Here is a 13,856-nt window from a genome sequence, read left to right on the forward strand (position 1 = left end):
GCTTTCGCACAGAAAACATTCGCTTCGTGCAGGGTCTCGTCTGTCTCGCTTTCCCGCAGGAGTCGAGTAGCCCTACACTACAATCAATTGAAATGGAAATTCATTGGCATTATAGCAACAAAAAAATCCTTTTTATCGCTCAATAATAAAGCTATTTTTTCCTAATCAACACGCCTGATGATTTAGATTATTAATCACTAAACGGTAGGCAAAAAATGGAGGGGGCATACATTATGATTTTTGAAAATGCATATGATTCAGTATTAAGTGATGTTGAAACATAGTTCTCGAATAATGCTCTTCATTGAGTTCACAACCTTCTAATAAAAAACTTAAGTAATTCAATACTATCCATTGGCATAAATGAATACTAAAATGTTCAAAATACTCCTTTTTACTTAATTACAAAGTATTCAGCTAGGATTTATAATATTTATATTGACAATAGGTTTTCTGAATTATAAAATTCTTTCTAAGAAACGTAATACTCTTATCGAGAGAGGTGAAGGGACTTGGTCCAGCCTCGGCAACTGTTAGTGTAGGTGCCAAATCCAACAGGGCAATCTGATTGGGGGCATAAAACGATTGATGCGTTGGCCTCCTATGAACAAAAAGTATGAAAAAAAGAAGGGGGGATCGGATGACTCAACAGGTAAAGATCGATGACAAAAAGCTAGAGGCAATTGCAAAGGCAATTCAAAATTTAGAATTTGGAGAAGTGCACATTACGATTCAAGATGGTGTCATTGTTCAAATTAACAGACTTGAAAAACAGAGATTCCCACAGAAAAAGTAAACAGTGTGATGACTTTTGCCTAGATATTTGAAAGCCACAAAGAAAGCAGGATTGTTCTCTCCTCTTATTTGTGGCTTTATTTGTAGTTAGTTAAAGGAGTTGGTTAAGGATATAGGTCCTGTTGAGCGGTATTTCGTTAAAAATGAATATACAACTTTTTAAATAGCCACTTAATAAAAAATATCTACGCCAATAGTGTTTCATAAATTTGAGTATGGCTAAATATTCAGCAATTTTATATGATACAAAAAAACAGGATGGATTACGATGAATCATCCTGTTTTTCTTGTATGCTACTTGCTTATGAAGATAGTGTCCTAGTCATAAAAGCTTTTAGGGATTTCACCAATATGTCTACGATGATAGAGTAAAGGCTCCTTTTGTGCATTATCAATTTCTAGGACTTGCCCAATAAATATCGTATGGTCTCCTGCATCGATTTGTTGAAATGTTGTGCATTGTAAAGTGGCTACAGTATCGTGTAAAATCGGTAGACCGTGAACAGAAGTTGACCACTTTGCCTGAGCAAAACGATCTGGAATTTTACTTGAGAATAGTGAACATAAATGTTCTTGATTGCTCGCTAAAATATTCACAGCAAACTTTTCGGCTGCTGTAAAATATGGATGAAGCTGTGATTTTTTATCGAGCGACCATAAAATAAGGAGTGGATCTATGGAAACTGACGCAAAGGAATTGACAGTTAAGCCAATAGGTTCATCAGTGTCATTACAAGCTGTGACAACCGTGACGCCTGTTGGATAATTACCTAATGCAAGTTTAAAAGCAGCTACTTTGTCTGTCATTCTAATCACCTCTTGTTATTTTATGCGAATATACCATTGATTGATGGAAATGAAAAACTTTTTTTGATTTACCATCTGCATAGAAATTATTTCGTTGCCGAGCATCGCTGTTTAATAATTGTAATATTCCTAATTTTATTTTAAACCAACAAAACTAACAGGTAAAGTATATAATGGAGGGTAAAAAGGGGGTTTAGTCAATGACTTTATATTTTGACCATCTGGTTCACCAAGTTCAATCACCAGAGAATACAAAGATTTTCTTAAACAAACGCAATATCCATACAATTAACGGTGGTCAACATACAATGTGGGGGACATATAATACGTTAAGCTACTTTGGATTAAACTATATTGAACAAATAGCAATCTATGATCGTAATTTATTTGAAAATGCAGCGAATTTACCTTATTCCCTACACTATACGTTTAAGCGTGCGAATGAGCGCTATGGCTTTTCACGAATTGCATTACGTACGAAAAATATTGAAGAAGAAGGACAACGTTTGCGTGCACTTGGTTTTGAAGTGTATGGTCCTGATGCTTGTAGTCGAACTAGACCAGATGGCTCCGTGGTAGAATGGAAGCTATTGCATTTTGGGAAGCCTGGGCAGGCAATTGATTTTCCATTTTTGATTGAGTGGGCTGATGAAGATGAGGAACGTGTTGCACAATTAAAAGCAAGTGGAGCCATTGATACGAAACAATCGATTACGATGGAATCCGTGCAATTTTATGTAGAAGATGTGAAAGCTACCGTAAAGTTATGGAAGGAAATATTTCAATTACCAGAGCCTGAGCAACATGCACAATTTATTTCCTTACAATTACCGAATATTCGCCTAGATTTTTATGAAGAAGTCGCTGCAACTGCTATGACGCTTGGTCATTTACATGAAGGACCATTTGGGGTGACACTTAAAGATACTGATAGAACGAAGGAAACGCTAGTTTTTCCAGCTGCTTTTTATTGGATCAATCGTTGAAGCTATAGCGTATAGAAAATGAAGCAGTACTAATATAAATAAAAGCATTTGAAAAAGGAGCCGTTCATCTATCGAACAGCTCCTTTGTTACTTATAATTTCATAACATTTGACGCCTGTGGTCCGCGATTGCCTTCTACTACATCAAATGATACCTTTTGACCTTCTTCAAGTGTACGGAAGCCTTCCTCTTGGATGCCCGTAAAATGTACAAATACATCTTCTCCATCATCACATTCAATAAAGCCATAACCTTTTTCGCTATTGAACCATTTTACGATTCCTTGTTGCATAAGCATTCGCCTCCAATGCGCTTGAATGTAGTACTAAATCAATTAAGTCGTGACATAACCTGCGAAAATGTGAAAAAATGCATTTTCACTTAGAACATACATGAATTGAGCTAAGTTGTCAATTGATTGTCGAAATGCTTGGATAACTAATTATGATTTCTTACACAAAAAAGTCTATAATGGAATTTAACAACATAGAAAGTAGGGTGCCAAATGACAACGAAAAATCAACCTTTAACAGATCTAGAAATCGCTAGTCAAGCAGTTATGATGCCTATTACAGAAATAGCGAAAGCTGCAGGTATTTCAGAGGATGCACTTGAACAGTATGGTCGCTACAAAGCAAAAATTGATCCATTAAAAATAACAACTCACGGTGAGGACGCAAAGGTTGTACTAGTAACTGCCATTAGTCCAACTCCAGCAGGTGAAGGGAAATCAACCGTAACAGTTGGACTTGCTGATGCACTTCATCAATTGAATAAAAATGTTGTTGTTGCTTTACGTGAGCCGTCACTCGGCCCTGTAATGGGTGTAAAAGGTGGCGCAACAGGTGGCGGATATGCACAAGTTGTACCTATGGAAGATATTAATTTGCATTTCACGGGCGATCTTCACGCTATTTCGACAGCGAATAACGCATTATCTGCTTTTATTGATAATCATATTCACCAAGGAAATGCTTTAAACATTGATCCTCGTCGTATTATTTGGAAGCGTGTAATGGATTTAAATGATCGTGCCCTTCGTAAAGTAGTTGTGGGTCTAGGCGGTCCAGTGCAAGGGATGCCACGTGAAGACGGCTTCGATATTACTGTTGCATCAGAAATTATGGCTGTCTTCTGTTTAGCGACAAGCATTGAAGATTTACGCGAGCGCATAGCTAGCATCGTCATCGGTTACACATTTGAGCGTGAGCCTGTCTTTGTGCGTGATTTACAAGTAGAAGGTGCTCTAACATTATTATTAAAAGATGCCTTCAAGCCTAACTTAGTACAAACATTAGAAGGAACACCTGCCATTATTCATGGTGGTCCATTTGCCAATATTGCCCACGGCTGTAATTCGATTATGGCGACACAAACAGCTCGTAAGCTAGCTGATATTGTTGTGACAGAAGCGGGCTTCGGCTCAGATTTAGGTGCTGAAAAGTTCATGAACATTAAAGCACGTAAAGCAGGCTTCAAGCCAAGTGCCGTTGTCGTTGTAGCAACGATTCGTGCATTAAAAATGCATGGTGGTGTACCAAAAACAGCGCTTGTTGGTGAAAATGTTGAAGCACTTTTACAAGGAATTGAAAATTTAGCTAAACACGTCGAGACGGTTCGTACATTTGGCGTTGAACCGATTATCGCGTTAAATCGTTTTATTACGGACACAGAGGCTGAGTTAGAAGCGGTTCTTAACTGGTGTCAAGAAAATCATGTTCGTATTGCTCGTACAAACGTCTGGGAAGAGGGCGGAAAAGGTGGTCTAGCTCTGGCAGAACAAGTGTTAGCTGTACTTGAGGAGGAAAATAATTTCTCACCTTTATATGATGTAACAGAATCTATTGAGGAAAAAGTACGTACTATCGTGCAAAAAGTATATGGTGGGAAAGACGTTCAATTTACCGACCAAGCGAAAAAACAAATCGCCCAAATTGAAAAATTCGGCTGGGATTCGATGCCGATTTGTATGGCAAAAACACAATATTCTTTATCCGACCAACCAAGTTTACTCGGTCGTCCAGAAGGGTTTACAATTACTATTCGTGAAGTGATCCCTAAGTTAGGTGCTGGTTTCTTAGTTTGCTTAACAGGAGATATTATGACAATGCCGGGATTACCAAAGGCACCGGCAGCGTTGCGTATGGATGTTGATAAAGAAGGACATGCGGTAGGATTGTTCTAAATAGGATTTGTATTTATGATTAGTAGAAAATATTGAATGTACGGAAGCTGCTCTTATAAGTTATAAAGAGCAGCTTTTTTTATGAATGTACTATTGATAAAATAAAATTTGTTTTTGTACTAGACAAGTATGATTTTTTATTATATATTATATGTAATAAAATTATTTACAAGAAAAACAAAGAATTCACATATTACAAAGAGTAATCGTGTTTTGTTAGATACTTTTTGTAATATGTGAATTTTTTTCTTATAAAATGGTTTTATTTAATACGATTAATGGAGGTCATTTAAATGACACAAGGTACAGTAAAATGGTTTAACTCAGAAAAAGGTTTTGGATTCATCGAAGTAGAAGGCGGAAACGACGTATTCGCTCACTTCTCAGCTATCCAAGGTGACGGTTTCAAAACACTTGAAGAAGGCCAAAAAGTTGAATTCTCAGTAGAAGAAGGCCCACGTGGACCACAAGCTACAAACATCGTTAAACTTTAATTTTTAATAATGTAATCATAAGAAAGAGGTATCCTTTCAGTAGAATACCTTCTCAAAAGTCGACAAAGTTGTTTTTTCAACTTTGTCGACTTTTTTTGCTTCTTTGGAAATAAAGAATTCAGCTATTAATAGCTGTGAATCTTAATAATTTGCTTCAAAAACCTTTTATCTACAATTTAAGTTGCTTCTTTTAGCAAAAATTATAGTGAAGAATTTCTTGATGAAGTTAAAAAAATGGCAGTTTACTCAAAGATTGATCAAAAAAATTAAGCTCCATAATGAATAAGTAGAAAACTAGCTAACCATAACAGAACGGCAATTCGAATGATTAAATACATAGTATATTCAAAGTAAGAAAGTTTTCTTTCGCGCTTTAAATTTTTAAGAAGTCTTACGGAAATAACTGAACATAAGAGTAGGACTGCTATAGAAAATTGATATATGTTTTCTAACAGGTCATTCACATAATCATCCTCTCATACAAGAAGATATGAACTGTCATGTCTTATTATGATGGCCCTTTAGTTGATAGAGTAGGCTGCTACTGATTTTTAAGTTAGTTGCAAGCTTTTTAGTTTTTAGGTGGCTGGGACAAAACTGGTCAAAACCTAAAAAGCGCGAGAAATCAATTTAGAAACGTTGATTTCTCGCGCTTTTTTGATGTTAAATTTAGTGTTTCATGGGGGTAGATCCGATATTTTTCGAAAGTTGGGTTATAAATCGAAAAAATTAGTCTATAAAAGTTCTCAAGGCAGTAAATCTCCGGAAATATTCTGCCATAAACAGAGAAATAGGGTAAAGAAAATAGAATGACTTAGTCAAACAAGAAAAAAGAGAAATCGAACAGCATCGATTTCTCTTTTTTCTTTAATATCAGCTAATTTTGTCCAAACCTCTATTTTTATTGCTCTCACAAAGAAAAAGGAAGAACATTAATGTGTTTTGTATTTTTTGGATTATAATCAAAAGTTGTGGATGACAATTTTTTAAATATATGCACTGTATTTTAGTTGATTGTAGTGGAGACTGGGCGACTCCTTGGGGATCAGCGTCACAGATGAGACCCTGGAGCGAGCAACGCGAGTGAAGCGGCTCATCGGACGCCCTCAGGAAAGCGCCCAGTCGGAACGGAAATCAACCACACGTTTTGGTGAAGAGCCATTTTTTATGAATAACATTCTGTTTTTGGTAAGGGAAAATCAGATATTTAATATGAATTTCATTATCAAATCAATTTTACTTTAATAATACATTGAATTTTCTATTTATTTTGAATATAATATATTTTAATTATATAATGGAACACTGTTCCTATAATAGGAACAAAAGGGGTGGAGACTTGAAAATAGCAACAGATATTGGTGGTACTTTTACCGATTTAGTGTATACAGATGAAAATAGGAATCTCCATTTTGACAAGGGGCATACGACTCCAGGTCATTTTGAGGACGGCATACTGAATGTATTAGAACGACATGTAACGGAGGATTCACTGATTGAATCTTTTATTCATGGTTCTACAATTATTATTAACACGTTAACAGAAAGGAAAGGAGGCATAGTCGGTTTAATCACGACAAAGGGGTTCCGGGATATATTAGAAATTGCTCGTGGGAATCGACCAGATTTATACAATTTTAAATATAAGAAGCCGACACCTTTTGTAGAGCGCTATTTAAGGCAAGAAATCGATGAACGAATCGATTTTAAAGGAAACGTTATGAAAGTACTTAATGTTGATGAAGTAGGCACAATCGTAAATAAATTCAAAGAATTGGGTGTAGAGGCAATAGCCATTTCATTAATTCATGGCTACAAAAACCCCATTCATGAAGTACAACTAAAAGAAGAGATTTTAAAAATTTGGCCAGAGGTGTATATAACACTTTCGAGTGAAACGATTAAAGAATATAGAGAATATGAAAGAACGAATACTACTGTCTTAAATTCGTACGTAAAACCAATTGCTCATGCATATTTAAAAAGCTTAAAAGAAAAATTAAGTACGATCGGCATTACAGAGCATTTAAAAATTATGCAATCCAATGGTGGAACGACAAGTTTTGATAAAGCAATGGAGTTACCAATTAACTTAGTGGAATCAGGCCCTGTTGCGGGGATGTTCGGAGCTGCTAAATTAGGAGAGCTATTAAATGAATCCAATATTATCGCTTTTGATGTTGGTGGAACGACTGCGAAATGTTCCCTCATTACAAATGGAAAAGTAAATGTAACAACAGATTACTATATTGAAAGAAATGAAAAATTCGCAGGGTATCCCATTAAAACACCTGTCGTAGATATTGTAGAAATCGGTAATGGTGGAGGTTCCATCGCAAGAGTAGATCAATTTGGCTCATTAAAAGTTGGTCCAGACTCTGCTGGGGCAAACCCAGGGCCTGTCGCATACGGTTTAGGAAATACACAACCGACCATTACAGATGCTAATGTTTATTTAGGAAGACTATCATTAGAAAACTTTGATAATCCAGTTCCGTTGACCAAGATTGAAGAGGCGCTAATTACATCAATTGCCAAACCATTTAATGTAACAGCTGAAGAGGCAGCGCAAGGAATTCTAGATATTGCTAATTCGAATATGTTAAATGCTCTTAAATTAATCTCGATTCGTAAAGGATATGCCCCAGAAGATTTTACAATGGTTGCATTTGGTGGGGGCGGTCCATTACATGCTATTAATTTGGCGGAAGAATTGAACATGAAAAAAGTGATTATTCCATATGGATCATCGGTCTTTTCAGCATTAGGGATGATGATGACGGAATATCGACAAGATTATATCCAAACTAATTTAATGGACTTTGATAAAAATCATTTAACTAATATTCAAAAAATTATCGATAAAGCTATTGAAAAAGCCTATGCGGAAGCTCCTTTTTCAAAAGATCACTATTATTTTGAGATTAATTACGATTTACGCTACAAGGGTCAGGAACACGCTGTAAAATTGAACGCATCCAATATCGTCATTAATGAAGAAAAGCTAGGTAATTTAGTCGAAGCGTTCCATATTAAACATAAACAGGAGTTTTCTTTTGATTTACCCAATACCTCGATTGAATTAGTGAATTTACATCTCACTATTTATGGGAAGGATGAAGCAGTTCAATTTAAGGAATTAGATTTTTCACACATAGACACGACGACATGTATAAAAGGAAAACGAAATTTATACGTCAAGGAAACTGGTTGGGTAGAAGTAAATGTCTACGATCAACAAAAGCTAGTACCTGGAAATGTGATTTCTGGTCCTGCGATTGTTGAAAATCCAACATCTACGGTCGTTATAAGTGAAAAACAATCCATTGAAATAGATAAATATGGGAATCTGATTGTAGAGGTGGAGGGGAAATAAATCATGAGAAAAGACATTTTTGCTGTAGAAATTATTCAGGATTCATTGCTAGCTATTGGAGATGAAATGTTTGTCGCTTTAGCTCGCTCATCGATGAGTCCAGTGATTTATGAGGTTTTAGATTATGCTTGTGGTTTAACTGATGCGAAGGGCAATTTGATTAGCCAAGGAAATGGTGTGACAAGCTTTATCGGAATGCTAAGTCCAATGGTTCAGCATGTTATTGAAAAGTTTAAGAACGGTGAAGATTTAAATGAAGGTGATGTCATCATTATTAATGATCCATATGTTGGTGGAGGATCGCATTTATCAGATGTTGGTTTAGTACTTCCGATTTTCTACAATGGAAATGTTATAGCCTACTCTGCCAATAAAGCACACTGGACGGAAGTTGGTGGGATGGACCCTGGTTCATTCACAAGTAATTCCAATGAAATTTATCAAGAAGGCTTACAGTTGCCAGGTGTAAAGCTTTATCAAAAATGCGAGTTGAATGAAGGGATTTTTGAAATCATTTCTACAAATGTTCGTCTACCAAAATTATCGATTGGAGATATGTTCGCACAAGTAGCAGCACTAAAAACGGGTGAAAAACGAATCATTGAACTTTGTCAGAAGTTCGGCGCTGAATCTGTTAAGTTGTCCATTGCAAAATTATTGGACAAAGGTGAAAAGATTGTTGAAATTGAACTACAACAATTACCAAAAGGGGAGTTTTATGCAGAAGACTTTATTGAAGGAGATCCATTAAAAGGTGGGCCTTACCCTATCAACGTAAGAGTGACAATAAATGATAAAGAATTTATTTGTGATTTTAGAGGATCCCATCCTGCAGTTCATGTACCTGTAAACTGTTCAAAATTCGGCTTAATGGCCAGCGTGAGAGTTATGTTTTTAGCGTTACTTGGTGATATTGATGTAATTAATGAAGGTGTATTTAAACGGTTAACAATCATTACGGATGAGAATTCAATTGTGTCTGCCAAACGACCACACCCAGTTTCGATGAATTTTGAGGCGCGCATTGGAGCGGCAGATTTAATCTGGAAAGCACTAGCACCCCACTTACCAGAAAGACTTTCAGCGGGCCATTTACAGTCTGTTTGTACGTTTATTTTAACAGGTAAAAACCCAGATAATGGTGAGTCATTCCTAATTGTTGAGCCATCTGTTGGTGGTTGGGGGGCATCAAATGATGAAGATGGTCAAAGTGGTCAATATTGTATGGGGGATGGTGAAACATATAACCTTCCTGTTGAAATTGCGGAGACAAAATACGGTATTCATATTGATGAATATAGTTTAAACTGCGATGGTGCAGGAGCTGGAGAATTTAGAGGCGGCCTAGGGGTATGCCGTGTGTATACCGTTAATCATGATGGACAAAAGGTTTCAGTCAATTTAGGTAGACACCAGTTCCCACCATTTGGTTTAAATGGTGGGAAGAAAGGCTCGCATAACTATTTAATGATTCATAAAAAAGATGGTACAAAGGTTGGGCCAATTGGTGTACTTGCGAATTATGAATTGCAAAAAGGGGACCGAATAGAGCTTGTTACAGCAACTGGCGGGGGGTACGGCAATTCCCAAAAAAGAACTCTTGAAGCAATAGAAAAAGACTTGTTAAATGAATACATTTCTTTAGCAGTAGCTGAAAAACAGTATGGCTATAAAAAAGCTTAAAAAGGAGAAATAAATGACTGTCAAGACGTTAAAAAATTCATTGGATATACTGGAATGTTTCGCCACCACAGAAAACGCATTGGGTGTACGCGAAATTTCACGCATGACAAAGCTACCAACAAGTGTTGTCCAAAGAACAATCAATACATTTACAGAAGCAGGTTATTTAACACAGGATGAAGGCACAAAAAAATACAAATTAGGTTATAAAATGTTCATTTTTTCTGATGTGCTATCGACTACAAAAGACCCGCATTCTGCCATTTATATATTGATGCAAAATCTTGCAAGTGAAATAAATGAATCCGTATTTCTAACTTATATGGATAATGAATACGGTGTCACAACAAAAATAGCTGAAAGTAATAAAGATATAAAGTATGCGGTGTCGTTGGGAACGAAAACACCACTATATATCGGAGCCTCTTGTAAAGTAATGTTTGCCTATTTGGACGAGAAAAAACAACTTGAATTGTTAGGCTATTTTAATAAAGAGCTGTCGGAGGAAAGCATTAAAAGGCTTCTTGATGAATTAAATGAAGAACTGCAAACTATACGACAAAACAAGTGGTGCATTACTGTAGGGGAGTACAATGAACATGCTTTTGGTATAAGTGTACCTTTATTCAATAATAAGAAAGAAATTATGGCATCTCTTACGATTTCTGGATTAGTATATGACATTGATGATCAGAGGGAGAAATATATGCTTGAACAGTTATTAAAAATTGCTCATCAGATTCAATCTCACATTTCTAAATTATAAATAATAGGAGCTGACTCAATGAATAATAAAGTATTACATCCTAAAGCTTTAGAACCTGTGACTCTATTAATAGTAGTTTTAACGTCTGTGATTGGTGCGATAATTGGATTGCAACTGATTACTACTTTAGGAATTTCTGCTAATACATCAATTGTCGGTGCCATATTTGCAATGATTTTAGGAAGAATTCCTATTGGGAAGCTGATAGAATTCAAATCAGTTCATAGACAAAATATTATTCAAACTGCGATATCATCGGCAACTTTTAGTGCAGCGAGTAGTTTAATGTTGCCGATTGGTATTCCGTATGTTTTAGGCTATGAAAATTTAGTGTTACCATTGTTTATCGGTGTTATTTTAGCGATGTTTGTTGATGCTTTATTATTATATAAATTTTTTGATACAAAGATTTTCCCAGCGACAGGTACTTGGCCACCAGGGATTGCAACTGCTGAAGCTATTAAAGCTGGAGACAAAGGCGGTAAAAATGCCAAAGTTTTAATCGGTGGTGTTTCAATAGGTATTGTTGGAGCTGTACTTAAAATTCCAATGTCAGCTTTTGGGGTAGCGTTTATTGGGAACATTTGGGCACTTACGATGTTTGGAATAGGTCTGCTACTCAGAGGCTATTCTGTTCAATTATTTAATGTAGATTTAAACGAATATTATATTCCACATGGCATTATGATTGGTGCTGGTATCGTGGCGCTATTCCAAGTAGCTTTTACATTATTTGGCAATAAATCCACTGAAAAGTCTGAGGAGTTGATATATTCTAAAAGTTCGAGAGAGATAAGACAGGGCTTTGGTGCAGGGTTTATTGCTTATTTAGTGATAGCAATATTCATCGCACTTTTAGGTGGCTTGATGTCACATATGTCTTCTGGCATGTTGATAGGCTTTATCCTATTTGCAGCAATTGCGGCATTTGTACATGAATTAATTGTTGGTATTGCTGCCATGCATGCAGGTTGGTTCCCAGCATTTGCAGTAGCGTTTATAACGCTTATTCTCGGCATTTTGATTGGTTTTCCGCCACAAGCATTGGCTTTATTAGCTGGATATAGTGCAGCAACAGGTGTTGCCTTTGCGGATATGGGCTATGATTTAAAAACGGGTTTTATTTTACGAGGAAATGGTAGTGATCCAGCATTAGAAAAAGAAGGGCGTAAACAGCAGCTAATCGCTGGAATTTTAGCTTTCTCTATTTCTGCCATTGTTGTTTTACTATCTTACCAATCCTATTTTGCACAAGGTTTAGTAGCACCTGTAAACCATGTATATGCTGCTACAATCCAATCTGGCGTGACAGGAGATGTGGCTAAACAATTATTGATTTGGGCAATTCCGGGCGCATTGATTCAACTTATCGGTGGTTCGAAGAGACAAATGGGTATCTTGTTTGCGACTGGTTTATTACTGATCAATCCTATTGCTGGATGGGCTGTTTTAGTAGGTATTTTACTTCGCGTTATTTTCACTTATATGACGAAAAGTAAGAGAGAATCTGAAATGACTGTATTTGCGGCGGGTGTCATCGCTGGAGATGCTTTGTATAGTTTCTTCTCTTCTATTTTAAAAATAGGAAAATAGAAAGGAGTAATGGTTTATGGTAAAAGTTCTATCTTACGAAGATGGTATTGCTGCTGTCTATGGGGGTTCCATACTTGGAGGCGGTGGAGGAGGGCTTCTAGAGGAAGGTTTAAAATTAGTCGAGGAAATATTCACTGTCGGTGCCCCGCATTTAATTGATATAACAGAATTAGATAATGAAGATTTAGTTGCTTGTGTGGCGATGGTTGGAGCTCCTTCAGCAACCGACCAATATATTTCAAATGAACAGCTTTGCTGGAGTTATAGAAATTTGAACACGTATTTCGATAATCAGGTAAAGGGAATTATTACGAACGAAAATGGAGCTATAACGACAATTAATGGTTGGTTACAATCGGTTTTATTGAACGTACCTGTCGTGGATGCTCCTTGCAATGGACGAGCCCATCCAACTGGAATTATGGGTTCCTTGAATCTACATGAACAACAAGATTATCAATCCGTTCAATTTTATGCTGGTGGAAAAAATGATTTTGCTATTCAAGGCTTTGTCGAAGGTAATTTACAAAACACAGCAAAAACTGTTCGTCATGCTTCTATTTTAGCTGGCGGATTGGTAGGAGTAACTCGAAACCCTGTAACCATTGGCTATTTAAAAGAACATGGTGCCCCGCATGCAATTTCAGCGGCGATAGAGCTCGGCTATTGCTTCCTCAACGGACAAACAAACGAAGAAAAAATGGAGAATGTAATTCGTCAGTTGAATGGGGTGCACATAGTCTCTGGTAAAGTGACTGATTATTAGTTAACAAAGGAAAATGGCTTTGACGTAGGTAAATTAACTGTTGAAGATGTCCATTTAACTTTTTGGAATGAGTACATGACTTTATCGAAAGCAGGTAACATACAATCTAAATTTCCTGATCTTATCATGACTTTCGATGTAGACAAAATGATTCCTTTACCCAGTGCCAGCATTAAAGAAGGGATGCGAATTGCTGTTATTCAAGTCGATCAAAGTAACTTAACATTAAGCACGACGATGAAAAATAAGGCGTTGTTGCAGGAAATTGACGAGGTTATTGGAACTGTTCTATAAAGAAAAAATAGATTTTAAGTAGTTGTTGTACAGAATAAACTAAGAAATTGAATAAATATATCAGGCGTGTTGATTAGGAAAAAATAGGTTTATTATTGATCGATGAAAGGG

12 protein-coding genes and 1 pseudogene are annotated in these 13,856 nt (G+C 36.4%); 10 read left to right on the top strand and 3 right to left on the bottom strand.

The features are described 5' to 3' along the window. Positions 1 to 640 precede the first annotated feature (640 nt). A complete protein-coding gene (locus tag QRN68_RS12555) occupies positions 641 to 796 on the top strand; it encodes a YezD family protein (RefSeq protein WP_285397236.1) in 156 nt (51 codons plus the stop codon). A gap of 317 nt (positions 797 to 1,113) precedes the next feature. Here QRN68_RS12555 and QRN68_RS12560 read toward each other — a convergent pair whose 3' ends face one another. After that, a complete protein-coding gene (locus tag QRN68_RS12560) occupies positions 1,114 to 1,602 on the bottom strand; it encodes a flavin reductase family protein (RefSeq protein WP_285397237.1) in 489 nt (162 codons plus the stop codon). A 200-nt stretch (positions 1,603 to 1,802) separates the two neighbouring features. Here QRN68_RS12560 and QRN68_RS12565 point away from each other — a divergent pair, with 200 nt between their 5' ends. After that, positions 1,803 to 2,588 carry a VOC family protein gene (locus QRN68_RS12565; RefSeq protein ID WP_285397238.1) on the top strand — a complete coding sequence of 262 codons (786 nt, stop codon included), beginning with the start codon at positions 1,803 to 1,805 and terminating at the stop codon, positions 2,586 to 2,588. Positions 2,589 to 2,679: 91 nt separating this feature from the next. Here the strand turns inward: QRN68_RS12565 and QRN68_RS12570 are convergent, their stop codons facing one another. Next, complete coding sequence (locus QRN68_RS12570; RefSeq protein ID WP_285397239.1) at positions 2,680 to 2,880, bottom strand: cold-shock protein; 201 nt, start codon at positions 2,878 to 2,880, stop codon at positions 2,680 to 2,682. Between the two features lie 213 nt (positions 2,881 to 3,093). Here QRN68_RS12570 and QRN68_RS12575 point away from each other — a divergent pair, with 213 nt between their 5' ends. Together QRN68_RS12575 and QRN68_RS12580 are read left to right on the top strand one after the other, a co-directional pair. Beyond that, complete coding sequence (locus QRN68_RS12575; protein ID WP_285397240.1) at positions 3,094 to 4,773, top strand: formate--tetrahydrofolate ligase; 1,680 nt, start codon at positions 3,094 to 3,096, stop codon at positions 4,771 to 4,773. A 293-nt stretch (positions 4,774 to 5,066) separates the two neighbouring features. Further along, positions 5,067 to 5,267 (top strand): cold-shock protein, encoded by a 201-nt coding sequence (locus tag QRN68_RS12580; RefSeq protein WP_068982670.1) that lies wholly within the window; start codon positions 5,067 to 5,069, stop codon positions 5,265 to 5,267. Positions 5,268 to 5,533: 266 nt separating this feature from the next. Here the strand turns inward: QRN68_RS12580 and QRN68_RS12585 are convergent, their stop codons facing one another. Next, positions 5,534 to 5,731: a hypothetical protein gene (locus tag QRN68_RS12585; protein WP_285397241.1), complete on the bottom strand. Its 198-nt coding sequence runs from the start codon at positions 5,729 to 5,731 to the stop codon at positions 5,534 to 5,536. 574 nt (positions 5,732 to 6,305) lie between these two features. Here QRN68_RS12585 and QRN68_RS12590 point away from each other — a divergent pair. The 6 genes and pseudogenes from QRN68_RS12590 (at position 6,306) to QRN68_RS12615 (ending at position 13,745) form a co-directional block, all read left to right on the top strand. Then, entirely contained in the window at positions 6,306 to 6,512 is a 207-nt protein-coding gene (locus QRN68_RS12590; protein ID WP_285397242.1) for a hypothetical protein, read from the top strand. A 94-nt stretch (positions 6,513 to 6,606) separates the two neighbouring features. Continuing rightward, positions 6,607 to 8,643, top strand: a complete 2,037-nt coding sequence (locus QRN68_RS12595) for a hydantoinase/oxoprolinase family protein (protein ID WP_285397243.1) — start codon at positions 6,607 to 6,609, stop codon at positions 8,641 to 8,643. Between the two features lie 3 nt (positions 8,644 to 8,646). Then, the gene (locus QRN68_RS12600; RefSeq protein ID WP_285397244.1) at positions 8,647 to 10,326 is read left to right on the top strand and encodes a hydantoinase B/oxoprolinase family protein; all 1,680 of its coding nucleotides are present in this window, start codon (positions 8,647 to 8,649) and stop codon (positions 10,324 to 10,326) included. Between the two features lie 13 nt (positions 10,327 to 10,339). Next, on the top strand, positions 10,340 to 11,092 hold the full coding sequence (locus QRN68_RS12605) for an IclR family transcriptional regulator (protein ID WP_285397245.1): 753 nt from the start codon (positions 10,340 to 10,342) through the stop codon (positions 11,090 to 11,092). An 18-nt stretch (positions 11,093 to 11,110) separates the two neighbouring features. Next, the gene (locus QRN68_RS12610) at positions 11,111 to 12,685 is read left to right on the top strand and encodes an OPT/YSL family transporter (protein ID WP_285397246.1); all 1,575 of its coding nucleotides are present in this window, start codon (positions 11,111 to 11,113) and stop codon (positions 12,683 to 12,685) included. Positions 12,686 to 12,701: 16 nt separating this feature from the next. Further along, positions 12,702 to 13,745, top strand: a pseudogene (locus QRN68_RS12615) (S-methyl thiohydantoin desulfurase domain-containing protein). Positions 13,746 to 13,856: the final 111 nt, after the last annotated feature.

This window comes from Lysinibacillus sp. fls2-241-R2A-57 (assembly GCF_030209535.1).
Taxonomy (GTDB): domain Bacteria; phylum Bacillota; class Bacilli; order Bacillales_A; family Planococcaceae; genus Lysinibacillus.

Coding starts and splice junctions, on each gene's coding strand:
- QRN68_RS12555 (WP_285397236.1), top strand. CDS start 641: ATGACTCAACAGGTAAAGATCGATGACAAAAAGCTAGAGGCAATTGCA.
- QRN68_RS12560 (WP_285397237.1), bottom strand. CDS start 1,602: ATGACAGACAAAGTAGCTGCTTTTAAACTTGCATTAGGTAATTATCCA.
- QRN68_RS12565 (WP_285397238.1), top strand. CDS start 1,803: ATGACTTTATATTTTGACCATCTGGTTCACCAAGTTCAATCACCAGAG.
- QRN68_RS12570 (WP_285397239.1), bottom strand. CDS start 2,880: ATGCAACAAGGAATCGTAAAATGGTTCAATAGCGAAAAAGGTTATGGC.
- QRN68_RS12575 (WP_285397240.1), top strand. CDS start 3,094: ATGACAACGAAAAATCAACCTTTAACAGATCTAGAAATCGCTAGTCAA.
- QRN68_RS12580 (WP_068982670.1), top strand. CDS start 5,067: ATGACACAAGGTACAGTAAAATGGTTTAACTCAGAAAAAGGTTTTGGA.
- QRN68_RS12600 (WP_285397244.1), top strand. CDS start 8,647: ATGAGAAAAGACATTTTTGCTGTAGAAATTATTCAGGATTCATTGCTA.
- QRN68_RS12605 (WP_285397245.1), top strand. CDS start 10,340: ATGACTGTCAAGACGTTAAAAAATTCATTGGATATACTGGAATGTTTC.
- QRN68_RS12610 (WP_285397246.1), top strand. CDS start 11,111: ATGAATAATAAAGTATTACATCCTAAAGCTTTAGAACCTGTGACTCTA.